The sequence below is a fragment of the Pseudomonas sp. genome (genome assembly GCF_036387035.1).
Taxonomy (GTDB): domain Bacteria; phylum Pseudomonadota; class Gammaproteobacteria; order Pseudomonadales; family Pseudomonadaceae; genus Aquipseudomonas.
The window spans coordinates 1-23586 of record NZ_DASVUM010000232.1 but is presented as its reverse complement, the minus strand read 5'-3'; the positions used below and the strand labels follow the sequence as shown (position 1 = coordinate 23586).

Below are 23586 nucleotides of genomic sequence, written 5' to 3'. Positions count from 1 at the left end.
ATCCTTCAAGACATGCAGACGTGGCGCTTCTGGCGCCACTTCCTGGTGGCGTTGTTTGCCTGTGTCGGCGGGCTGTCGACAGTCATGCAGACCTATAACGTCATTTATCCCGGCAGCCATGTCATGGAAGGTTTCGGCATTCTGATCGGGGTCGTCGTGGTGTCAGTGTCGGCCGCACTGTTCAAAGCGTGGCCGCGCCCGATCGCCGAGGAATACAACGCGCCGAAAACGCGCATCACCATCGTGCCCGGCGACCTGCTAAAGGAAACCGGCCATCTGGTGATCGGCACCAACGACACGTTCGACACCGAAACCCCCAACATCATTGCCACCTCCAGCCTCCAAGGCCAGGCGCTGCAAGTGCTGTACGGCGGCGACCTGAAAGAACTTGATCGTCACCTGGACAACGCGCTGGCCAACACGCCCTGCATCGGCACGCTCCACAAGCCGGGCAAACAAGTGCAGTACGGTGTCGGCACCATCGCCACGCTGAAGCATGCCCACCGGCTGATCTTCTTTCTGGCCTATTGCGAAATGGACGCCCAGAACGTCGCGCGCGCCACCCCTGACAAGGTCTGGAAAGGGCTGCTGGCGCTGTGGGCCGAAGTGTCTCGGCGCGGCAACGGCGGGACGATTTCAATCCCGGTGATTGGCGGCGGGCAGGCGCGGCTGTCCAGCGTGCTGCCCGCCCAGGACGCCATCCGCTTCACCCTGCTGTCGTTCATGTTCGCCTCCCGCCATTCGAAAGTCTGCGACGAACTGCGCATCGTCGTCCGGCCGGACGACTACCGGAAACTCGACCGGCTCGAATTGCAGTCTTTCCTGTCGTCATTGAGGTCATCATGAGCCCGGACACCCGCATCGACCTGCCGGACAACCCCACCTGTGCGTTTTGCGCGTACCTGAAGGGCGAACGGCCGTACACCATCCTCTCCCGCACAACCCAGACCGCGACCTTCGTCACCCGCGAGCAACGGGGTCATCCGCACTTGCTGGTGCTGCCGCTGCGGCATATACCTTCGTTGCTGGAGATGACTGACGAGGAAGTGGCGGCGGTTGCGGTTGAAGTACGCAATGCCGCGATTTTGATTGAAAAGGCCTATGCAAAAACCGGGATTGCGGTGTGGCAGAACAACGGCGTGCCGGCGGGTCAGGCGATCGGGCATGTGCACTTTCATGTGGCGGGGACATTGCCGGCCGGGGGGACGGAGTTTGGGGAAGTGAAGGAGATATCGGTGAGGGAGACGGATGAGATTGCGCGGCGGTTGCTTGAAGTGAGATAGGCGCGATCACAGCGCCTATGTTTTCTAAGAACGCCGCTTGACCCTTGCCGGCTAGAATCCGAAGAGCTTTTTTCTTCGGATTTTGATTTCGCTGTCGAGCAATGCGGATACAGTGGTCAGGAACACATACAGATCGCCTTCGAAGTAGTCTTCGGCGAAGGAGGTGTCTTGACCAAAAGGCGGATCGACGTACTGCAAACCATCGTGCGTCATATTCCTTCGGATATATGCCTTTATTTCCCGTTTGAATAGGATTGCGTGCAGCAGATCCAGCAACCCATAGCCGATGCATTCCTTGACTATCTGGGGAAGCGTGAGGGGTTCAAATCCTTTCTTTTCTTCTTCATCCAGGAACTCGCCAACTGCATCGCCGACAGAAAACATGAATCCATGTATATACCTGTATCCCATGCTTAGCCTCGATAGCCGCGCTGCAGATTTGAATCAGAGCCGAAAAAATGCGTGTTTTCGGGCCTTGATTTCGGAGTCCAGCAAAGCCGAAACGCTAGAGAGGAATTCAAAGAGACCGCCCTCAAAATAGTCTTCTGCAAACGACGTTTCCTGGCCGAATGGGGGATACACATACATCAATCCATCCGGGGTCATGTACTGCCTGATATACGACTTGATTTGCCGCCTCAGGATGAGGGAATGCACAAACTCCACAACTCCTCCCTCACCAAAGGAATTTCTTACAATTTCTGGAAGGCTGAGCCGTTGAAATCCAACCTTTTCTTCATCCAGCAGAAACTCCCCGACGCCTTCACCGACCTCATACATAAAGCTATGCAGGTGCATGTATCTACACATGATGACAACTCACACAGAAAACGCAGCGCACAAATGAATAGCCGCCTTGCCTAAGCTCCGGGCTATTTCTTCGGATTAAATCCATGTTAACTGATGAGCCTGGAAATCACACTCGTTGCCGCTCCATATATCCAACGCCTAGCGCAATTAATAGATTGCGAGTCGACAGGTGGAAAAAGCAGATACAGATGAATGCTCATAATGAATACAGACGATGGAACTGTTAATTAAACTTCGAATAATGCCGTGACGGCATTATCTGGCCCCACCCCTTGCGGTCGAGATCACGCTCCCGGATACCGCGCCCAAATCTCGTCCTCAGCTTCCCCGCCATACCCCGAAAATTCCCTCGGCACCCGCTCGATATCCACCGCTATCGTTTCAATCACCCCACGCAACTCAAGCGGCGCAAGCCAACGATCAGGGATCGCCTCCACGCCATATTGGATTCCCAGCAAATGCCCGGCAATCAGCCCGGTGCTGTCACTGTCTCCGCTGTGATTCACGGCATTGATCACGCCGTCTTCGAACGATGTGGCAGTCAGCGCGCACCAGATGCCGATGGCCAGTGCCTCTTCTGCAATCCATCCGCCGCCGAGTTCATCGATACGTTCAGGTTTCGGGCGATGGCCTTGGTGGTAAAAGCGCACCACGCGCTCGATGATCGCACGTGTTTCCTCCATACCTGATTTGCCGCCGTGCTCGGCCAGGCTTTTGGCAATGGCGTCTTCGAGGCTGTCGTCGCGGTCGACAATGCGCTGGAGGATGTCGGCGAAAAGTCCGGCGGACATGTAGCCCGTTGGATGACCGTGGGTCAGACGGCCCGATTCAGCGGCGTTGTCGAAGGCGTTGCGAAAGAACGCACACGGCGCGACGCGCATGACGGCGCCACAGCCTTTGCTGTTGTTCTCGGCGAACGAGCCAAAATCTGTGCTGGCCTTGAGCGCACTTAAACACGTCTGGCCGGGCGCGCGGCGGGACCATAGCTCGCGCTCCTGCACCAGCCAACCGGTGACGCTGACAGAAGTGGCCGACGGGTAATCCTGTGTCATCAGCCAACGCAGCAACGCGTGGTGGATGACCGCGGGGACGTTGCAGATACCGCGGGAGGCGCCACGCACATGAGCGCGCAGAAGACCTTCAGCGGTGAAGAGCATCATTTGCGTGTCGTCGGTGATAGCGCCCAGGCGGCCGTAAGCCGGGGCAAGATCGACAATGCCACGCGCACCGAAAGTGGCGCGGACGGCGCTCCAGTCGAGAAATTCGACCGGCGCTCCCAACGCATCGCCCACCGCGCCGCCAAGCAGGCAGCCTTTGATCCGTTCAAGTCTGTTCACTTGTGCTTCCTTACACTGCCTGCACCATGGTGTGGATGCGGTTCGAGCTTTATTGTGAGCAGTTCAACATAGGCCCTTTCAGCTCGCGAAGTCCTGAAGTTCTCTTGATTAATCCTCAAATTCAGGCCCAAGATCCTGCTCACCTCGACGCGACCACCACCTCTTGTAGGCCTCCGCCATCTCCACCTCCGTCATCACCATCCCCAACCTTGGATAAACCTGCTTCAGCTCCAACGCAGCCGGAATGAAGTAATCCCCGCCCCTGATTGAACGAAGCATGCCGTTGGCCACGCCACCGAAGGCGATGAGGCCCTGCTCCTCAACTGGCAAGCCGATGCCGTCATAGGCGCGGTGAGCCGCCATGTAGAGCACTTCATTGATATGTCCCTGAACGCTCCGGTCGCTACGTTTGAAGAAGTGCACAGGCTGGAAGCTTTCTTCCCACACATCGACGTGTCGCTGGAGTTCGGCCTGAGGCGGCATTTCCCCGCGCACATCGATCGCCAGTACGAGCAGTTCAGCGAGATACCGTGAGGTGAACTGGTCCAGAAACCCCTTCACATCGTTGCGTTTGAGGCCAACGAACATCATCGCGTAGCGGGTGTCGGTTTTCATGGCGAGCAGGACATGGAACCTGCCGAATTTGGTGACGTGTAGCTGCCAGCGATCCACTCGCTCGTGGGCTGCGCTTTCCGCTTCCAGCGATTGGGCAGCGGCGGCGGGCTGCACAGTGCGGATAATTTTGCCCTTCACTTTCTTGGAGAAGAAATCACAGGCGTCTTGGGTGCAATCAAAAATCAGCATGGGGAGGGAGGGTCCATTCGGCGATGGTCAAGGATACCGCCGATACGCTCCGGCACGCCAAAAAGGCGAGCCGGACACCGTCCATTCACCAGCCGCCGTTAAAGCTGTTCCTCCAGGCGTCCTGACCCGACAAGTGCCTGATCACTTGCGCACCAGCCGGCGCAGCACCTCAATGAACTCATCATAAGCAACAGGCTTGCCCACGCACTCGTCAAAGCCGCTGGCGTCTTTGCCCGTGGCGACCTGATCAGCACCGTAGCCTGTCAGCGCCACGCAGGGCGTATGGGCGTAGTCAGGCAATTGTCTCAGCAGTCGGACGAACTCGTGCCCATCCATGAACGGCATGCCGACGTCGGAGATCACCAAGTCAAAAACCGTGCTCCCGGCGGCTTCCAGTGCCTGCCTGGCGTCCGCTATCGCGACGACGTGGGCTTGCTCCATCTCCAGCAGCAGCGTCATGGTTTCGAGCACGTCCGCTGAGTCATCCACCAGCAAGACCTTGATGCCGCTGAGTTGGCCTTCGTCGTCCAGCGCCTCGCTTTGCGTCGGTATCACGGGCGGGCTGCTCAACGGGAAGGCCACTTTGAAGCTCGCGCCCTGGCCTGGACCGTCCGAGTGAGCACTGATCAATCCGCCATGCGCTTCCACCAGCTGTTTGACCAACGACAAACCGATGCCGAGCCCGCCTTTGTGGCCATTGCTCGGGCGATGGTTGGCCTGGCCGAACATCTGGAAAATGTGCTCAAGCTGGGACTTCTCGATGCCAGGCCCGGTGTCACTGACCTGCAGCCATACATAGCCGTCTGCCGAGGTAGCGCTGACAGTGACTGACCCACCCGCCGGGGTAAATTTGATGGCGTTGTTGATCAGGTTCCAGACGATCTGCTCCACGCGAGTGGGGTCCGCCTCGATGTAGATGCCGTCCCCGTCGGGCATGTCGAACGTGATGTGGCGCTGGTGCTCACTGTGTTCCACCACCGTGCGGATTTCCTTAACCAAAGTCAGGAAATCGATGACGGTGGTCTCCAGTTTCAGCTTGCCGGTACGGATACGTGCCACGTCCAGAAGATCATCGATAATCTTCGCCTGGCTGTTCACAGCGTCATTGATGGAGGCAACCGCCTTCAATGCCGCCGCTTCGCGCTTGATGACAGGCAGCCGACGCAAGAGGTGCGCGTTAAGCTGAATCAGGTTGAGCGGGTGTTTAAGCTCATGGGACATGACCGCGAAGAATTCATCTTTCAGTTCGCTGGTCTGGCGCGTCTCTGCCAGATGCTGCGACTGCTCCTCATGCAGGCGCATGTGCTGAGTCAGGTCGCGCGCGATTTTCACGAAACCCCGGAAGCCCTCACCTTTAAGCACCGTGACTTCGCCGCTGCAGTAAAACTTGCGGCCGTCCTTGCGCAGGTGCCAACGCTCGTCTTCACTGCGACCCATCTTGCGGGCCACGCTCAATTCCTGCTCTGGAATGCCTTCGAGTTTGTCTTCGTCGGTGAAGATGAACGCGAAGGGTTTGCCCTCAGCCTCGGCTTTGGAATAGCCGAAGATCGCTTCGGCGCCATTGTTCCAGCTGGAGATCCGGTTATCTTCGTCGACCACGATGATTGCGTAGTCGCGCGTGTTCTCGGAGATCAGACGCAAACGCTCTTCGCCCAGCCTGAGCTCTTCTTCAGCGTCCCGACGCGTCGTGATGTCGATGAAGGTCAAGACGATGCCATCAATCTGATCAGAGCCGGAGCGGTAAGGCAGCAGACGGGCGATGTACCAACGGCCATTCTTGCCTTCCACTTCACGCTCAATGACGCTCAAGGTCTCGAACACCTTCAGGGCGTCGGTCATCATGTCGTCGTAGTGCAGACGATGGGTGATGTCCATGAGCGGCCGGCCGGTGTCGACAGTGAGCATGCTGAAGATGTCGGTGGCACGGGGGGTGAACCACTTGATGCAGCAATTGCGGTCGACGAACACGGTGGCGATGTCAGTCGAGGAAATCAGGTTGCGCAGGTAGTCGTTTACCTGATCGGTCTCTTCAACCTTGATCTTCAGCTCGTAGTTAACTGTCAGCAATTCTTCGTTTATGGACTGCAACTCTTCCTTGCTGGTTTCGAGCTCCTCAGTGGCCGAACGGAGTTCTTCGTTGACCGCCTGCATTTCCTCGTTGGACGCCTTGAGCTCCTCGCTGGAAATCTCGGAATGCTCGATGGTGTCTTGCAGCTGGATCTTGGTGCGCTGCAGCTCACGCTCGAGGTTGGACAGCATCTGGTTTTCAGATTGCGTCTTCGGGTTTTCACTGATGTCTTTGGCATCCACCTCGTCTTCGGCAAAGACAACGAGGATGCACTCCATGTCGCTTATTTCGTCACTGAACGGGTACGCCGTCATGACGATCTCGAAGTGGCGTCCGTCCCGGGCAAGCATGACCGGACGTGTCTTGACCGGCAGCGCCGTCTGCTGCGTTTGAAACACCGCAGTCCTGAGCTCGAGCCTGAGATCCGGGATGATCAGCGACAACAGATTTCGGGTGACTTCCCCGCTGACGTGGTGAAGGTAGCGGCCCGCGCCCTCATTGATGTGCAGCACGTCGGCGACGTTATTGACCAGAATGCTCGGCGTGACCAGAAACTGCTGCAACGCCCGCTGATGTATCGAGGCGATGGAGGGCTTGCGCACGGGCTCGACAAACGGCGGCCGGGGCGCGGACGTGACCTGGGCGTAGCCCCCACGGGGCAGCGTCGGCATCCGGTGGGACGGTATGGCGCCGGTGCGTGCGCGGAAGATTCTGTTTTTCTTGTCAACGACGCTGAACAGGTCGCTGCACAGGTCGGCGGACTCGGAGCTGCCCAGAAACAGGAAGCCGCCGGGATTTAGCGCGAAGTGGAACATCTGCAGAATTTCTCGCTGCACATCCCGATCAAGGTAAATGAGCAGGTTGCGGCAGACGATCAGGTCGATCTGGGAAAACGGCGGATCGGACAGCAGGCTGTGCTTGGCGAACAGCACACAGTCACGCACTTCTTTGCGCACGCGGTAGCGGTCATCTTCTTTGGTGAAGTATTGCCGCAGCCGTGTGGGCGAGATGTCCGTCATGATGGCTTGGGAATATAACCCCGCGCGGCCGGCCGAAACGGCCCTATCGTCAATGTCGCTGGCGAAGACCTGAATGCCGACATCGGAGCCGACGCTCGCCTTGTGATCCGACAACAGCATGACCAGCGAATACGCTTCCTCGCCGGTAGAGGAACCCGCCGACCAGATCCTGAGGTCATGGTTGTCAGCCGGATGATCTGCGTAACGGGCAAACAGCTGCGGCGCCACGTCCCGTTCAAGCGCGTCGAACGCCTCCCGGTCCCTGAAAAAGTTGGTAACCCCGATCAACATGTCGTCCAGCAGCGCTTTGACTTCAGACGAATTCGCACTCAGGTAATCGTAGTAATTTGCCAGCGTCGGCTGCGCAGTGACCTGCATGCGACGTTCGATGCGGCGCAACACGGTCGCCCGCTTATAGTGCTTGAAGTCATGCCCTGTCCCGGCGCGCAATTTGACGAGGATGTCGTGCACCGCCTGCTCTGCAAGCGCCACAGAGCGGTCATCGTTCAGCGCGACGGCATAGGCTTCCAGATCATTCGAAGCAGGCATCTGTATGTGACGGGAGTTCTCCCATAACTCAAGCAGCTTCTGCGGCATCTCGACCACAGGCAGCACGAAGTCCACCATCTCGGTGCGGATCGCCGCCTGCGGCATGCCATCGTGTTCGGCGTCATGGGGAGATTGAACCAGCGTGACGCCGCCCTGCTCCTTGATCCGGGAAAGACCCACCGCGCCGTCAGCACCCGCGCCGGACAGAACGACGCAAAACGCTTTTTCCTTATGCACATCCGCCAGGTCGCGGAAGAACAGGTCAATGGTGACGTGTGCGCCACGCCGCGGCCCTTGAGGCGATATGCGCAAGTAGCCGTCGTTCATTGACAAGTACTGCGCCGGCGCAATCACATACACGCGATTCTTTTCAATGGGCAGGGTGGATTCCACTTGAATAACGGGCATGGTGGTGACTTGCCCGATAAGCGTAGCGGCACTGCTTTCATGATCCGGCGAGAGATGAAACACCACCACGAAGGCCATGCCGCTGTCGCTCGGCATGTGCTCAAAAAAACGCCTGACGGCATCCAGACCACCGGCTGATGCACCGATACCCACGACCGGAAACGTCAAATGACTGGGCAACTTGCCCGACTGCTTCGGTTGGCTCGGCTGGGGATCAGATTCGTGTTGCATAGGGCTTCCTTTCAAAGGATTCCCACGGGTGGTCGGCGAAGGAATGCTGGATGTTCCGGCTATATTGGGTCGTATTCCTGACCGCGTCCAGCCGAACGTTGGGCGCTTGTCACGTACCGATTGGCGGTGACGGATCCATATGAGTGGAAACTGTGTACGCGCAGCGCACCACGACACCGCGAATTACTCCGCACACTCTAAGTCAGTCGTCGGAACATGTGCCCGTCACGCGCGTCATCAAACGCAGGTATCAGGGCTCGTGAAGCGGTGTTTATTCGCGACGTAACTAGCGGAGCAACTAGCAGATTAACCAGCGGAGTATGAATCGGGTCGTGAACGAGGGGTCCCAGCCTATTGGCTTCACACTTGAGGCCCAGAGCGAAGCGAACCGCCGCTCGTCACTTTTTCTGCCGATGGGTGAAGACTAACGAAACCGATGCGCGTCTATCGGTTATCTATCGGCCGGAGTAACCAGCATGGAAATCACACTCTTCACGACGGCGCTGTTGTTGATCATCTTGCTCATCGACGCCTGGATCATTTACAGCGTATCGAGAAGCAACAAGAGCGGGTCGGTCAAGGCAGCGTGGGCCGTACTGGTCTTTGTCGTTCCGGTTATAGGCTGGGCAATCTGGGGCGTCGCCGGACCTCGAGGGATTGTCCGTTCACCCACTTCGCCCGAACACAGCAAGGGCTGAACCGTATTGCCCTCTCATGATCAAGGGGGCGGTTCTGCGTGATGCCTCACGTTAAGATGCGTCGATGGCTAAATTCCAAAGTTTGCATGGAGGGCCACATGATCACTCCGGTGAACAATGACTGAAAGAGATATTGGCGAATGCCCCATCCCACAGATGCTGCAAACCCTGCTCGTCGTTTCATCGTAATCGGCACCTCGAGTGGCGGACTCGCTGCGTTGCGTAAACTGCTCGCCGACCTGCCTTCTGACCTCCCAGCGGCAGTGTTCGTGACGATGCACATCGGCAAACAGCACAGCGTGCTGCCCATGCTATTGGCAGCCCATACCGCAATGACGGTGAGTTTTGCCGAGGACGAGAGGGTTCCGCTTGAGGGACACGTCTACATCGCCCCGCCTGATCTGCACCTGCTGCTCGACGGTGCGGTGATGAAACTGGTGCACGGGGCGAAGGAAAACCACTCTCGCCCGGCGATCGATCCGCTGTTTCGGTCTGCTGCGATCACCCTCAGGCGCAGTGTCATCGGGGTGGTACTGACCGGCGACCTGGACGACGGAACGGTCGGTCTGCAGGCCATCAAAGCGAGTGGCGGCGTGACCATTGTGCAGGACCCTGCCGGCGCGGACGCGCCGAGCATGCCGACTAGCGCCTTGCGTTACGCATCGGTTGATCATTGCTTGCCGCTGTCTGAAATCGGCAAGTGCCTGGTGGCGTTGCTCAAGATGCCTGATGAGTCTTGCGTCGAATCTTCACAACCCCGTCGGGTTGAACCGTACCAAACCGAACATGAGATATGCCTGGCGGGAGGGAGTGTCTCGGTTGCCACGTTGAGTCAACACGGTCAGATTTCAAACCTGACCTGCCCCGAGTGCGGCGGAGGCTTATGGGAGCTTGGATTCGCCCCTCCACGGTTCCGGTGTCACACCGGCCACAGCTATACCGTTCAGACCCTTGCCCAACAACAGGACGTCGTGATCGAAGAGGCGATATGGGTGGCGATTCGGTCGCTGCATGAGAAGAAGGCATTGCTTGATCGTCAGGCCAGTGCGGCACAATTATCGGGTCGACCTGAGAGCGCTTCGGAATACCAGATGGCGAGTACGCAACTCGATATTCACGTCGAGGCCTTGATGAAGTTGATGGGTTCTCTGGACGGTGGCGCTGAGGCGCATCGTCGAGCCAAGGAGGCTCAAGAAGGCTGAACCTCCTTTTCTGTGCTCGGCACCGCTAGCCAATTACCCGGCGGCGTTGCAGTTGGCTCTGCACCAGTAAATAACGCGCTTCGCCGATCAAGTTGGCGATGGCGCGGCTGGATTGCAGGGAGTCCAGCGGAATATCGTTCAATACGACACGATGTTCGGGAGCGCCCAGCTTCTCCAGTGTCAGCTCCAGCGTTCTACCGTTCTTGCATTCACAGGTGCAGTGATCCGGAAGCAGCGCGCGCTCGATCAAGTTGCGTATCTCAAGCGTCGATAAAAATGTAGCGCTCATGATGACCTCCGTCTTGATACAGATAAGACGGCGGTGCCAACGCGCCTGTTCAGCATATTTCTTGATCACCCGATAAGCATCGATAGCCCCAAGCGGAAGGCAGGAGGGCGGCCTTTGTGGATGTGCTTCCCGCCGTTCATCCGACCACCGTTTCCATGAGATGAACCACGAACGGCGATGGGTCTTCTACCCCTAGGACTGGCGGCCCCTCGCCTCTCTTGCAACCGGTTGTTGAGCACTGCGTTGCGCGAGCCAGGTACGTCCGCCAAACAATAACCGGAGCTCGGCGACACAGGCCCTTCTGAACTGTTTGTTCGAGAACAGTCCTTGGCTGCGTTGCTGGGTTCGTGCCTCAGGGATGCTTGTTATGTCAGAACAACCGTTAATCGCAACGCACACCCAACAACAATCTGCAGATCCGGGGAATATGACGTCCGTTGAACGCGGCCTCTCGCTGGCCGGCGGAACGGCCCTTGTTCTCAACGGCCTGCGCCGTGGCGGATTGGGAGGTTTCCTGCAAATCTTTGCGGGGGCTTACGGCGTCTACCGCGGCGCTGTCGGACATTGCGCGCTGAAGCAGGCCTTGACGCCAACCCCCTTCGAGCAGCGCTTCAGCGCTGAGCACGACTGGCCCATCAGCGAGGCGCTGACCCGCAGCGTCACCATCAGCCGCCCTCTGGAGGAAGTGAGGGCGCTCATCAGTCAACCCGAAAAGGTGGGCGCGCTGTTGCGCTGGGTAGAGAGCGTGGAAGCACTCGGCCCGGATCAGACGTGCTGGACCGTGCGTGCGCCTCTCGGGCGCAAGCTCCAATGGACCCTGATCAACGTGCCAAGCGAAGCAACGGACGTGTTGCAGTGGCACACGCCCGAGGGGACCCGATGGCAGCATGATGTATCCGTGCATCTGAGTGAGGCGCCTGGTGGTCGTGGCACTCAGGTCAAAGCGGTGGTTGTGTGCAAGCCAGCGCTGGGCAGAATCGGCTATGGCATTGCGCGCGCCATCAGTGCGTTTTCAGACAAAGCGCTGCTTAACGCCCTGCAGGCGATCAAGCAGCAGATGGAGACAGGTGAAGTCACCACTTCGCGATTGCGCCCTGATGACGACAACGACTTTTTCTATCTGCACGGACAGCTGGAAAATGAAGCGGGCGCCGCTCACGGCCCGGACTCCATAAAAACCGGCGTAGCCGTAGAACGGGGGGTGGTCTGATGCGTGCGCTTACCTGGCAAGGCCCTAATCATCTCCAAGTCGACAACGTCGCCGACCCTTCGATCCTGAACCCGCGAGACGCCATTATTCGCGTCACGCTGTCCTCGGTGTGCGGCTCGGATCTGCACCTGCTGGGCGGCTACGTGCCGGCCATGAAACCCGGCGACATTATTGGTCACGAGTTCATGGGGGAGATCGTCGAAGTCGGCCCGGGGGTGACCGGCCTGGCGAAAGGCGACAAGGTCATCACCATTTCCATCATCGGGTGCGGGAATTGCGAACATTGTCAGCGCTCTGACTTTTCCTGCTGCGATAACTCCAACCCGAATCCCTCCGTCACTGATCTTGCCTACGGTCAGCCATGCTGCGGCATCATCGGCTACAGCCATGCATTTGGTGGGTATCCGGGCAGTCACGCCACTTACATCAGGGTGCCTTACGCCGACGTGAACCTGTTCAAGGTGCCCGAAGGGGTCAGTGACGAACAGGCCGTGTTTGTTTCCGATGCGGCGCCAACGGGGTATTTCGCCGCCGACAATGCCGACATTCAGCCCGGTGACACGGTGGCGGTCTGGGGCTGCGGCGGCGTGGGTCAAATGGCGATCTGCAGTGCGTATCTGCTGGGTGCCGAGCGCGTCATTGCGATTGACCGCTATCCCGACCGACTGCGCCTTGCGCGTGAGCGGGGCCGAGCGATCACCATCAACTATGAAGAGACCAACGTACATGAAGCGCTGCTGGAACTGACCGGGGGGCGGGGGCCGGATCGATGCATTGACTGTGTCGGCATGGAAGCGCACGGCACTGAAATCGATTACGCCTATGACAAGGCCAAGCAGATGCTGCGCCTGCACACGGAGCGCGGCACAGTGCTGCGCCAGGCCATTCGTGCCTGCCGCAAAGGCGGAACCGTCTCGGTGGTCGGGGTGTACGGGGGGCTGTTGGACAAGTTCCCGATGGGGGCAATCGTCAACAAAGCGCTGACGCTCAAATCAGGCCAGCAGCCTGGGCAGCGCTACGCAAACACCCTGTTTGAGCACATTCAAAAAGGTGAACTCGACCCCTCCTACCTGCTGACCCACCCGATGAGCCTTGAGGATGCTCCCCAGGGCTACATGATGTTCAAGGAAAAGTCCGAGCACTGCCTGCGCGCTGTGTTCAAGCCTTGAGCCCGTCGTGCCCGATGCCGTCATAACAGGCGCATCGGGCACACTCTCCCTTATTGCCACCTCTTATCTAAAACTCACGCTGCGCTTTAAGTTCAAGCGCACGTAAAAGTGCGCCTACTCATCACAAAATCTTCTGCAGTTAGAACCATTAAGACATCCATCAAAACATCCATTCACGTGGAATAAAAACTTAGACAGACCCACCAAACGAGCAGCTAACTTGTACAACTTTTCAGTTTAAGTACCGTTCATCGGGCGCTTCGGAAATCGGCAAAGCATTTCGGTTTGCGCCGTTATCGGAGAATGTATCCGTCACCCACGATGGATCATGAACGCAACAGCAAATTGATATCGGAGAGCTATTATGACAACGGGTAATAAAAATCCAGGTAACTTTGCAAACGATCGTGAGAAAGCATCGGAAGCCGGCCGCAAAGGCGGACAGGCATCGGGTGGCAACTTCGCCAACGACCGTGAAAAAGCATCGGAGGCCGGTAAAAAAGGCGGCCAAAACAGCCACGGCGGCGGCCGCAAGTCTGAATAACTAATCGGCGCCTATTCAATAGCTCATCAGGGTTCCTCCCATGGATCACTACGTTACGAACAACCGGAAAGCTTCAATGACTACGGAAGTTATAAACGGCACGCTGAGCAGTCGTTTTGAGCACGTCGAAACGTCACTTCTCAGCGAGCCGGTGGTGTCCGGCCGGTATGGAACACACCGACAAGTTTTTGAAAAGCGCCAATCCCAGGGAGAAGCAGAGGGGCGGTGCAGTGCAGCCCGGCTTGAGCGCGACTGCCAACACCATGGCAGCCGGTCCGCCCCTTGCTACGAAGGGAGTCGTTAGTTAGCAAACTTTCTAAATGCGCAACTATTATCCTGCGGTGAGGTAATTGTAATGGCACAGAATAATCAAGGCAGTGAAAACAGCGGCAACTTCAAGAACGACCCTGAACGCGCAGCTGAGGCCGGCAGCAAAGGCGGACAAAACAGTGGCGGCAATTTCAAGAACGATCCTGAACGCGCTGCCGAGGCCGGCCACAAAGGCGGACAGAACAGCGGCGGCAACTTCAAGAACGATCCTGAACGCGCAGCCGAAGCCGGCAGCAAAGGCGGGCAAAACAGCGGCGGCAACTTCAAGAACGACCCTGAACGCGCAGCCGAAGCGGGGCGCAAAGGCGGTCAGAACAGCGGCGGCAACTTTGCCAATGATCCTGAAAAAGCGTCCGAGGCTGGACGAAAAGGAGGCCAGAACAGCCACGGCGGCGGCCGGAGTGATTCCTGACCCCTTCCCAGGGGAGCCTGGCTCCCCTGGCTCATGATAAAAACCCTGAGCATGCCGCGGGAACGCGTCGGGCGTACCCGGCGGCGATCGCGGCATGTCTTCAGGGTTTTGTTTTTTCTGCCGCCAAAGCAGGCGGTTCAATACACACTTGCCATACTTGCGTTCACTTGGAAACCCAACGGCCAAGGAATGACGCGGGGCAAATCAATGAATGAATCAGCGATGGAGCACCACTTGCTGTGCCAGCGACGGATACTCGCCGAATTTGGCGAGCGCGCCGTGATCGGTGAGGATCTGGATGCGATCCTTCAAGCCGCCTGCAAAGGCGCCGGTGAAGCGCTGGAAACCAACCTCGCCAAATTCATCCAGATCGACGCAGACAAACGCCAGATGTGGGTGCGCAGCGGTGTGGGCTGGACAGACGGGATCGTTGGACACACCCAGCTTGAGCTCGAGCCCGGCACACCGGAATGGTATTCCCTGAGCGTCGACCATCCTGTTATTTCCCAAAGCACCGCGCGTGAGAACCGCTTCACCCTCCATCCTTTCCAGCACGAAAACCGCGTCGACGCGTTTGTTAATGTCATCGTGCATTTGCCGCATGACCGCCGGCCCATCGGGATCTTCGAGGTGGACAGCCGCACACCTCGTGCTTTCAGCGACAGCGACGTGGATTTCCTGCGCAGCTACGCGAGCCTGATTGCGGCCTGTTTCGAGCGGTTCCGCATCACCGATGCGCTCAAACAGGCAGAAGCGAAATTGCGCGAAAGCGAGAGACGCCTGCGCCGAGCGGTTGAGTTGAATCCGCAGATCCCCTGGACCGCAGACGCCAATGGCGCCGTGACCTCGATTGACGGTCGATGGGCGGAGTTTTCGGGACGTGAGCACGAGGAGACCATGGGCCAAGGGTGGCGTGACTTCACCCACCCGGAGGACATGCCGACGATCATCAGGCAATGGGGCGAATCGTTGGCCAGCCTGACGCCCTTCGATGTTCAGGTGCGCTTGCAAAAAAAGTCGGGGAAGTACGAGTGGTATCAGGTCCGCGCGTTTCCCGAACTGGACGAGTCGGGCCACTGCCAACAATGGTATGGCACCGTCGAAGACATCAGCGAACGCGTTCGGCTCGAGGCCTCGCTCAGGGACTGGAATGACAACCTGGAGTCGCGTATTTCCGAGCGTACCCGCCAGCTTCAGGAGGAACAGCGGGAGCGTGAAGCGGCAGAAGCCAAACTGCGGCAAAGCCAGAAGATGGAGGCCGTCGGGCAGCTCACCGGCGGTATCGCTCACGATTTCAACAACCTGTTGGGCAGCATCTCCGCCAGCCTGGAACTGATGCAACTGCGTATCGCAGCGGGTCGTGTGGCGGACATCGGCAAGTACCAGACGCTGGCACTGACGTCGGTGAAAAGAGCGGCCGCCCTGACCGGCCGCTTGCTGGCCTTTTCCCGACAGCAGCCGCTGGACCCCAAAATAATTGATCCAAACGAAGTGGTCGCGGGGCTTGAGGACATGATTCGCCGCACGATGGGACCTGACGTGGTGGTCAGGTGCGACCTTTCATCCGTGGGGTGCATCAACTGCGACACCAACCAGCTGGAAAACGCCCTGCTCAACCTGGCCATTAACGCCAGGGATGCCATGTCCGCAGGCGGCACCTTGACCCTGCGAACGCAACGTCTGGACATCGACGCACGCACCGGCAAGGACAAGGAAATGCAGCCCGGCCCTTACGTCCTCATTTCGGTTACCGACGACGGCTGCGGGATGACCGAGGATGTTCTCCGGCGCGCGTTCGATCCTTTTTTCACCACGAAGAAAATAGGCCAGGGCACCGGCCTGGGCCTCTCGATGATCTACGGCTTCACTCAACAGTCAGGCGGGCAGATTCGTATCCACAGCACGGTGAACGTCGGCACCACGATTTCCATGTACTTTCCCCTCGACAAACGCAGCGCCGACAACGCCCTCGGGGCATTGGATGAAGTCACATCCCTCCCCTCCAACACCGGCAACGGTGAAGTCATCCTGGTGGTGGACGACGAGACAGGCCTTCGGGAAATTGCCGTGGAGTTGCTGACCGACCAGGGCTATGCCCCATACGAAGCCATCGACAGCGCATCAGCCCTCAGGCAGTTCGAGAAGCTGGACAAGCTCGACCTGCTGATCACCGACATCGGCTTACCCGGCGCGGTGAATGGCCTGGCCCTGGCCAAGACCCTCAAGGCGCAATGCCCAGAACTGAAGATTCTATTCATCACCGGCTATGCCAATGCCGAGGGCATCACCGAGGGACTGTCGTTAGGCAAAGTGCTTTCTAAACCCTTCAGCGTCAGCGAGCTATCGGACCATGTGAGGTCCGCGCTCGCATCGGAGGCAGCTGAACAAGTGAACAGGAGAGAACCATGACGATGCACGTCATTAATTTCACCGCGCCCATCACGTCGGCCACGTGCGGGCAGTTGATCGAGAAATCATCACTGGCGATTGAACGTGGCGCCTCATGCCTGGTGGTCAATATCGCGACCATGGGCGGGGAATGCAGCTACGGATTCACGATGTACAACTTTCTGCTGTCACTGCCCATCCCCGTGCATACGCATAACCTGGGCACAGTGGAATCGATGGGCAACATTGTTTTCCTGGCGGGCGAGCGTCGCACCGCCTGCAACCACAGCAAGTTCCTGTTTCATCCGTTTCATTGGCACGTCAGCGGATCGGTCGACCACTCGCGCATGTCAGAGTATGCGATGAGTCTGGATTACGACTTGCTGCTCTACGCGAGAATCGTCGCGGAACGCACGGTTGATGCGCGAGAGGCTCTGGAAATCGAAAAATACCTCACCGCGGCGCCGCGAATCATTGATCCTCACCAGGCACTGGCGACCGGGATGATCCATGCGGTAGAGCAACCTCAGATCAACGCCGCCTGCGTCAGTTATTGCATCCACGTCTAACTGGCCGCACGTTTTGCCATCATCTGGATCTGGTCGATGTCCCGAGGCGCCAGGATGTTTACGCTGGGCGCACTTGGGCGCATCACCACCCGGCGCCAGTTCGCCACCGCCCGGGCATGACGTTCACTCGCGGCGGTCCACTGCGGCCCGAACGCCGTCTTCTGTCGAACGAGGCGCATGTAGTCATCGGTAGCCGCTTGCAACTCGAGCTTGGCGCTCAGCAGCTCGATTTCAAATGAATTGCTCATTGAACTCACGTTCCCTGGGGGGTTGAAGCTCCAACAGACGAGGCGTTGGCGAGCAGGCGCCGGCGCAAGCAGTGCAGCTGCGCGTCCCTCTCTGCCAACGAGATACCCCGTTGTATACGGTTCGGCCAAGCGAGATCAATGACGATTTGGAGATTGCTGACGAATGACCCTATCCGAATCTCCGGGCTGGCTGAGTGCCATCGGCGCCAGCGAAGCGGCTCAAGCGAAGCGCCTCAAGCGGTTAGGGATTGAGGGCATATTCGGTCAGCGCAGCGGCACAGGCCTCGATCCCGTTTTCGGTGATGATCTCGAATCCGTGCGTGTTTTCCGTGGGGATGGCGATGCAGCCTGCCCTTGCCGCCGAACCCACACTCATGACGGCACTGGCGTCCGAGGCGAAGTCCACCAGAAGAGCCACTTGAGCCTTGTAACCTGCCCGCTCGGTGGCGGCCATCAGGTCGGTGACGACGCGGCGGGTATAAACCCCTTTCTGGTCACCGGTGCTGATGATGGGATGATCGTCCAGGCGGGTGCCGTATTCGGCCAGTACCGGGCCGACCTCTACGGCGATCACGGTCTCGCCCGGCAACCGCGAGGCGGCATACATCGCGCCCGCGTTGGACTCTTCCTCCAACGTGGTGCAGACCAGCCAGACGTCTTGCTTGAGCTCGCCGCGCCTGGCGCTCAGCGCTTTCGCGGTCAGGATAACCGCCAACAGTGGCGCGCGATCATCCAGAAAGTGCGCGGCAATGGCCTCCGGCAGATACCACGGGGCGCGCCAGTGTTTGCTCAAAACCACCCGGGTGCCTGGCCGAACGCCGACTTCGGTGAGCTCGTCCTGTGAGCGTCGCGTGACGACATGCACGTCCGACCACTGCACATTGCCCTGCAGCACGTCCTTGCTTTGTTGTGAGCCGCCGCTGCTGTGCATCGACCCGAACGAGAGCACGCCGGCAAGCACCCCGGTGTCGCTCAGAATGTCGACCGGCGCCGCGCCGAAGCTGATTGGCTGAGCCCCGCCAAGCGCCTCAACCTGCAGCGTTCCGTCTTCGTCGACCAGTTTGACGACCATCGCGATCTCATCCATATGCGCCATGATCTTGATGCCGTCGTCAGGGTCGGCATCGCGCGCGGCCTTGACGCGACCGATGACGTTACCCGCGCGATCCTCCGTGACTTCGTCGCAGTAGCGTTCAAGCTCCGTCTTGCAGATGGCGCGGACTTCGTCTTCCTGACCGCCCGGGCCGTACGCCATCAGCAGCTTTTCCAGGAGGGTTTTGTTATCAGCATTCATGAGCATCTCCAGCGTCGATTCTGTGCGTCCAGACACGCGCGAGACTTCGTCAACAGCTTTGCCGTTTGAAGTCACGCCTGTTCCCACAGTGACTTTTCAGCGCCTTGAAGGTTCGACGTTTTCGACCCGCAGGCGCCTTCGACCACTTGTCCGGCCAGTCAGCGATCGTCTTGGCAATCTGTCCATGCGACACGTCAATTAAAGGGAAGAGGTGTCGCCGCAACGGCGATGAATACGCAACTCAATGCTGTGGTGAAACAAGCATGTTTACGGCCGAGACAGCCCACCGTCTCCTTCTGGGGCAAGGAAACTGGGTCACGTTGTTGGAAATCGCCCTGCGCGCAACGATTCTGTTTGCGCTGATTGTTTGCTCCATGCGCCTGCTCGGGCGCCGGATCGCGTCCCAATACACGCTGTTTGAGCTGTCTGTGATCGTGACGCTGGCCGGGGCGGTAGGCGTGCCCTTGCAAGCCACCGACCGGGGGCTGTTGCCGCCGGTGTTTATCATGATGGCGGTGATCATCCTGCAGTACGGGATGGCCAAGTGGAGCGTCCGCTCGCCAGGTTTCGAAACGGTGATCTCGGGCGCTGTCAGCACCATCATCCACCACGGCGAAATACAGCTTGATGAGCTCAAACGTGCCGCGCTGTCCCGGGAACGCTTGTTCGCCTTGCTGCGGATGCGTCAGGTTCAGCATCTGGGCCAGCTGAAAAAAGTCTACCTTGAGCCCTCTGGCGATTTGTCGATTGTCTACGCCGAGGCGCCCCGCGCAGGGCTCTCGATTCTCCCGAAAATCGACGCACGGCTGCGCGAAGCCGTGGCTGTCGCCACCGATGTCAGTTGCAGCAGTTGCGGGCATACCGAGCCGGACACCCAGCAACAGCGAAATACCTGCATCAACTGTGGCGACACCGAATGGATACCGGCCGCCCGTGAGTTGGAGGACTGACCATGGAACAGTTCCTGTCCAACGCGCACCGCATTCTGCTCGGCGAAAACCCCTGGTCATTCCTGCTGGAGGTGCTGCTCAGAAGCGCCATCATTTATGTACTGCTGTTCGTCACCATGCGCCTGATGGGCAAACGCATGGCCGCTCAACTGAGCGTGTCCGAACTTGCCGTGATGATTACCCTCGGCGCAGCGGTTGGCGTGCCATTGCAGACGGCCGGGCAGGGTTTGCTGCCCGCTGCCGTGCTGCTGATCTGCGCGCTGATCTTTCAGCGCGGGCTGTCCACCCTTTCGGTTCGCAAGCGGTCCATCGAAGTCCGGGTGCAGGGCGACGTCACCTTGCTGCTGATGGAAGGACGGCTATTGATGGGCAATCTCAATGCATCGCGGCTGACGCCGGCAAGGGTCTTCTCGGAATTGCGCGCCCAGGGCGTCCAGCAACTGGGCGAACTGAAGCGGGTTTATCTTGAATCGACGGGCGATTTCAGCATTGTCCGCTACAGACGGCCGCGCTACGGCCTGCGGCTGATGCCGCCTGCCAGGTTTGCGCTCGACTTGCCACGCCATTACAGCGGCCGCCTGGCCTGCTGCTGCTGCGGCCACGTCCGGGACATACGGCCTGGTGAGCAGATGCAGCGGTGCACCCATTGCCACAACGTGCAGTGGACCGTTGCAGTCGGCCAGGACCTGCGGTCCGAACTGCACGATGAAGACGGTCCGGAGAACCGTCTGCAATGAGTCGTGGTGCCGCTTGTCGGGCGGCGCCGCTTGCCAAGCGGCCGCCCGTCAGACATTGGAAATGCTGGCCGCGCGGGTGCAGTCCGTAAGCTGAACCAGGGAAATGTTTTCATCCTGGAGACCTGGAGACTGCACATGACTACAACCCTATCCAACTTGCTCGACAACAAAGGCACGCCGCTGGACAAACAGGTGTTCACGTGGAAGGACATGGCCGGCAAACCCCTCTCGAAACTGGACGATGACGCCTTTACCCGCGTGCGGGTCATCTTGATGAATGGTGTCGAATCCGATGCGCTGCGCCTGAAGCATTTCGGGGCGCGCTTTCATAAAGAGCTGCAAGCGCCACTGGCCCTGATTCGGCGCGCGGAGCAGCACCAGATGACCATGGTGAACTGGATGCTCAGCGCTGATCACTCGCCTCTGGAGACAACTGTCGCCTACGAGCAGGTCGCCATCGAAGTCACCGCCGCGGTCGCGCAAATCGAGCCGGACCCGTATCAGGCCCAGACCTATCGCTTCGGGCTACTGGAAGACTTCGACCACCTGTACCGCTACTCGGCGATGCTGGATCGGCTCGAAGGCAAGGATGCCAACAATATTCTTCAGGGCTACACCGACATCATCCCGGGTCGCCCCACCAGCGAACACCACCGCGCCCCCAGCGATGACCTGCGGGACAACTATCAAAAGGACAGTGCAGCCCTGATTACCAAGATCCATGCGGCGTTGATCACCGGTGCGGAGTACCAGACCCACGACTACTACATGAACATCGGCCCTACCTTCGCCGACCCTGTCGCGCGTGCGCTGTACGCCGAGATTGCGTCCGTCGAAGAGCAACATGTGACTCAATATGGCTCGCTTCAGGACCCCAGCGAAACGTTCATGGAGAAGTGGCTGATTCATGAGGCGATGGAGGTCTACACCTACGCCAGCTGTGCCGAGCAGGAGGAGAACCCGCGCATCAAGGCCATGTGGGAGCGCTTTCTGGATTACGAGCTGGGGCATTTGAACCTGGCGTGCGAGCTGTTCAAGAAGCATGAGCGGCGCGACCCCGCCGAGGTGCTCGCCGGCGATCTGCCGACCATGATCGCCTTCAAGAGCCAGCGCGACTTCGTGCGTGAAACCCTTTCCAAAGAGGTCGATCTGCGGGCCCATGGCATCGATTACGTAAGCAAGGAGAACGAAAGCCGGGCATCGCTTGAGTACCGTGCCCAGCTCAACTCCGAAGGCGTACCGGCAATGGCTGTATCGGCGGGCTACACCTGGAAACCCGGCACTGAATTGAACCGCAAAGCGTGAGGACTCCGACATGAGCGATACAGAATTGAAGCTCGGCATGAATCGCACCGGCGCGCAGATGTCGCCGCTCGATACCCAGAAGCAAATCGAAGCCACTGAACTGTTTCCAGCCGACGTCCCCGCTGACGGCATGCAACTGTTCGAAGAGCGGCAGCAGGCAATCGTCGATGCAGACGCCGTAGGCTCCATCCCCATACCCGGTTCCGCCAAGGGCATGGTCAAAAGCGCGCTGGACAAGCTGCGCGGTCACAACCCCGAAGTGCTGGTGGACAAACTGGGGGAGCGGCTGGCGTTCGAGCGCACCGGGGTCCGGCTGTACGATGCCATGATCGCGAAGGCGTCTTCGGCTACCGGCGGCAGTCTGGAGCTGACCGAGTCGCTTCGTCAGATCCAGAGCGAGGAGCACGATCACATGGAAATGGTCCGCCGGGCCATCGAGACGTTAGGCGCCGACCCGACCAGCATGACGCCCTGTGCCGACGTCGCCGGGGTCAAGGCTCTAGGTGTGATGCAGGTACTCACCGATCCCCGTACTACAGTGTCGCAATGCCTGAACGCTATTTTGACGATTGAGCTGGAAGACAACGATGCCTGGGGGTTGCTGATCGAGCTGACTCGACAAGCTGGCCACCCTCTGATCGCCAAAGAGTTTCAGCACGCGCTGGAGCAGGAAGAAAAACACCTGAGCATGGTGCGCAGTTACGTGCGCGAGAATTTGATGGCTCAGGTCAGTTAGCGCCCTGAATTAACCAAGCGTTTTGGAGGGACGTGCCATTGGTTTCAATGGCACGTTTTGAAACAGCGTGAAAGACCGGGGGCGCCTCAACTGTGGCTCGCGGTCTGTTGTGCGGTGTCGATGTTCAGATCGATTGACATCGTGTCTACGCAGTCACGCTGGCAGACCGACAAACCTTGTAGTGTTTTGGCGTAGACGGCGTCCGCAGCGTCCTTGAGCTGCTGCCACTCGGACAAATCGATCACCTCGCGCAGCACCAACTCATCGGACCGGCTGATCAGGGTTTGGTAGAAGTCGTCAGGCAGATCGAGCCGGTACGCATCGTCTTCCAGTAACAGGTGCCAGGCCCTTACTTCCATCTCTTTTGTTTTGGTCATCGTTCGGCTCCCGGTGTCGTTGAGTCTGCATCAGGCTGGAAGGTGCGGGCCATACGTCCGCACCCTGCTCAGTCTCAGTAACGGTAAACGGCCGCCGCGCCGGTCTCTGTCGGCATCAGCCGCTCCGGTGGCACCACCACCACCTCGCCAGCGCTGCGCATGACCGACAGAATCAACTCGTCGAGCACATCTTCCGTCCCGGTCTCGCCTTCCGGTTGCAACACCACCTCGCCGTTGGCCGGGTTCAAGGTGCCTTCTACCCAGCGTTCGGCCTCGACCAGTAGCAACGCCACCCTGCCCTCTGTGGCGGCACGGGCGATCTCGGCCAACTCGCTGGCGCACTGCCGCTGTCCTACCGCGACACCGTATCGATTGAGCGCGGTGTTGAGTTTTTCATCATGGCGCAGGCGCATCATTTCGCCGCACAGCGTGCGCAGTTTGTCAGGCGCAAGGGTCCCCGGATCTTTTTCCACGCCTCCCGGCAAGAGCAAGGCATTGCGGCTAACCCCTCTGAACACGGCCTGGTTTTCGGGCAGTGCGACCAGGATCAAGGGCAGGCCGGAAGTGCTCGAGCAATGTTCAATAATCTTGCGGTCCACGATCCGGAAAAACCGTTCCC

The 23586-nt window shown here is 58.9% G+C and carries 23 protein-coding genes and 1 pseudogene; 14 read left to right on the top strand and 10 right to left on the bottom strand.

The window, feature by feature from the left end; all coding sequences use genetic code 11:
• A partial coding sequence (locus tag VF672_RS21205; protein WP_331106545.1) for a macro domain-containing protein occupies nucleotides 1–846 on the top strand: 846 nt, incomplete at its 5' end.
• Nucleotides 843–1283 carry an HIT family protein gene (locus VF672_RS21200; RefSeq protein WP_331106543.1) on the top strand — a complete coding sequence of 147 codons (441 nt, stop codon included), beginning with the start codon at nucleotides 843–845 and terminating at the stop codon, nucleotides 1281–1283. The genes VF672_RS21205 and VF672_RS21200, both read left to right, overlap by 4 nt.
• Nucleotides 1284–1334: 51 nt before the next feature.
• Here the strand turns inward: VF672_RS21200 and VF672_RS21195 are convergent, their stop codons facing one another.
• The 5 genes from VF672_RS21195 to VF672_RS21175 form a co-directional block, all read right to left on the bottom strand.
• The gene (locus tag VF672_RS21195) at nucleotides 1335–1667 is read right to left on the bottom strand and encodes a hypothetical protein (RefSeq protein WP_331106541.1); all 333 of its coding nucleotides are present in this window, start codon (nucleotides 1665–1667) and stop codon (nucleotides 1335–1337) included.
• Nucleotides 1668–1727: 60 nt separating this feature from the next.
• A complete protein-coding gene (locus VF672_RS21190) occupies nucleotides 1728–2081 on the bottom strand; it encodes a hypothetical protein (protein ID WP_331106539.1) in 354 nt (117 codons plus the stop codon).
• A 296-nt stretch (nucleotides 2082–2377) separates the two neighbouring features.
• Nucleotides 2378–3430, bottom strand: a complete 1053-nt coding sequence (locus tag VF672_RS21185; protein ID WP_331106537.1) for an ADP-ribosylglycohydrolase family protein — start codon at nucleotides 3428–3430, stop codon at nucleotides 2378–2380.
• Between the two features lie 108 nt (nucleotides 3431–3538).
• A complete protein-coding gene (locus tag VF672_RS21180) occupies nucleotides 3539–4234 on the bottom strand; it encodes a DUF6933 domain-containing protein (protein ID WP_331106534.1) in 696 nt (231 codons plus the stop codon).
• Nucleotides 4235–4375: 141 nt separating this feature from the next.
• Entirely contained in the window at nucleotides 4376–8509 is a 4134-nt protein-coding gene (locus VF672_RS21175) for a CheR family methyltransferase (RefSeq protein WP_331106532.1), read from the bottom strand.
• Nucleotides 8510–8985: 476 nt separating this feature from the next.
• Between VF672_RS21175 and VF672_RS21170 the strand changes: the two genes are divergently transcribed.
• Both VF672_RS21170 and VF672_RS21165 read left to right on the top strand, forming a co-directional pair.
• Entirely contained in the window at nucleotides 8986–9207 is a 222-nt protein-coding gene (locus VF672_RS21170) for a PLD nuclease N-terminal domain-containing protein (protein WP_331106530.1), read from the top strand.
• Between the two features lie 140 nt (nucleotides 9208–9347).
• Nucleotides 9348–10409: a chemotaxis protein CheB gene (locus VF672_RS21165; RefSeq protein ID WP_331106528.1), complete on the top strand. Its 1062-nt coding sequence runs from the start codon at nucleotides 9348–9350 to the stop codon at nucleotides 10407–10409.
• Between the two features lie 25 nt (nucleotides 10410–10434).
• Here VF672_RS21165 and VF672_RS21160 read toward each other — a convergent pair whose 3' ends face one another.
• Nucleotides 10435–10698 carry a DUF1652 domain-containing protein gene (locus VF672_RS21160; RefSeq protein ID WP_331106526.1) on the bottom strand — a complete coding sequence of 88 codons (264 nt, stop codon included), beginning with the start codon at nucleotides 10696–10698 and terminating at the stop codon, nucleotides 10435–10437.
• Between the two features lie 427 nt (nucleotides 10699–11125).
• Here VF672_RS21160 and VF672_RS21155 point away from each other — a divergent pair, with 427 nt between their 5' ends.
• From VF672_RS21155 to VF672_RS21130, 6 genes are all read left to right on the top strand, one after another.
• Nucleotides 11126–11908, top strand: coding sequence for a cyclase/dehydrase (locus tag VF672_RS21155; protein ID WP_331106524.1), 783 nt, complete (start codon nucleotides 11126–11128; stop codon nucleotides 11906–11908).
• Nucleotides 11908–13077, top strand: a complete 1170-nt coding sequence (locus VF672_RS21150) for a zinc-dependent alcohol dehydrogenase (RefSeq protein ID WP_331106522.1) — start codon at nucleotides 11908–11910, stop codon at nucleotides 13075–13077. Before VF672_RS21155 ends, VF672_RS21150 begins: the two co-directional genes overlap by 1 nt.
• 364 nt (nucleotides 13078–13441) lie before the next feature.
• Nucleotides 13442–13621, top strand: a complete 180-nt coding sequence (locus tag VF672_RS21145; protein WP_331106519.1) for a general stress protein — start codon at nucleotides 13442–13444, stop codon at nucleotides 13619–13621.
• Nucleotides 13622–13976: 355 nt separating this feature from the next.
• On the top strand, nucleotides 13977–14363 hold the full coding sequence (locus VF672_RS24705) for a general stress protein (RefSeq protein ID WP_331106517.1): 387 nt from the start codon (nucleotides 13977–13979) through the stop codon (nucleotides 14361–14363).
• A 207-nt stretch (nucleotides 14364–14570) separates the two neighbouring features.
• The gene (locus VF672_RS21135) at nucleotides 14571–16772 is read left to right on the top strand and encodes an ATP-binding protein (RefSeq protein WP_331106515.1); all 2202 of its coding nucleotides are present in this window, start codon (nucleotides 14571–14573) and stop codon (nucleotides 16770–16772) included.
• Nucleotides 16769–17320 (top strand): ATP-dependent Clp protease proteolytic subunit, encoded by a 552-nt coding sequence (locus VF672_RS21130; RefSeq protein ID WP_331106513.1) that lies wholly within the window; start codon nucleotides 16769–16771, stop codon nucleotides 17318–17320. The genes VF672_RS21135 and VF672_RS21130 overlap by 4 nt, the downstream gene beginning before the upstream one ends.
• Here VF672_RS21130 and VF672_RS21125 read toward each other — a convergent pair.
• Both VF672_RS21125 and VF672_RS21120 read right to left on the bottom strand, forming a co-directional pair.
• On the bottom strand, nucleotides 17317–17568 hold the full coding sequence (locus VF672_RS21125) for a hypothetical protein (protein WP_331106511.1): 252 nt from the start codon (nucleotides 17566–17568) through the stop codon (nucleotides 17317–17319). The genes VF672_RS21130 and VF672_RS21125 overlap by 4 nt on opposite strands.
• 241 nt (nucleotides 17569–17809) lie before the next feature.
• Nucleotides 17810–18862: a M42 family peptidase gene (locus tag VF672_RS21120; RefSeq protein WP_331106509.1), complete on the bottom strand. Its 1053-nt coding sequence runs from the start codon at nucleotides 18860–18862 to the stop codon at nucleotides 17810–17812.
• Nucleotides 18863–19182: 320 nt separating this feature from the next.
• Between VF672_RS21120 and VF672_RS21115 the strand changes: the two genes are divergently transcribed.
• The 4 genes from VF672_RS21115 to VF672_RS21100 all read left to right on the top strand — a co-directional run bounded on the left by VF672_RS21115 (nucleotide 19183) and on the right by VF672_RS21100 (nucleotide 22590).
• Nucleotides 19183–19812 (top strand): DUF421 domain-containing protein, encoded by a 630-nt coding sequence (locus tag VF672_RS21115; protein ID WP_331106506.1) that lies wholly within the window; start codon nucleotides 19183–19185, stop codon nucleotides 19810–19812.
• Between the two features lie 2 nt (nucleotides 19813–19814).
• Nucleotides 19815–20549, top strand: a complete 735-nt coding sequence (locus VF672_RS21110) for a DUF421 domain-containing protein (protein WP_331106504.1) — start codon at nucleotides 19815–19817, stop codon at nucleotides 20547–20549.
• A 135-nt stretch (nucleotides 20550–20684) separates the two neighbouring features.
• Nucleotides 20685–21854, top strand: a complete 1170-nt coding sequence (locus VF672_RS21105) for a hypothetical protein (protein ID WP_331106502.1) — start codon at nucleotides 20685–20687, stop codon at nucleotides 21852–21854.
• Between the two features lie 10 nt (nucleotides 21855–21864).
• Nucleotides 21865–22590, top strand: coding sequence for a ferritin-like domain-containing protein (locus VF672_RS21100; RefSeq protein WP_331106500.1), 726 nt, complete (start codon nucleotides 21865–21867; stop codon nucleotides 22588–22590).
• 86 nt (nucleotides 22591–22676) lie between these two features.
• On the opposite strand, the gene VF672_RS21095 is transcribed toward VF672_RS21100, so the two are convergent.
• Nucleotides 22677–22967, bottom strand: coding sequence for a hypothetical protein (locus VF672_RS21095; RefSeq protein ID WP_331106498.1), 291 nt, complete (start codon nucleotides 22965–22967; stop codon nucleotides 22677–22679).
• A 74-nt stretch (nucleotides 22968–23041) separates the two neighbouring features.
• A pseudogene (locus tag VF672_RS21090) lies at nucleotides 23042–23586 on the bottom strand (hypothetical protein); the annotation flags it as partial.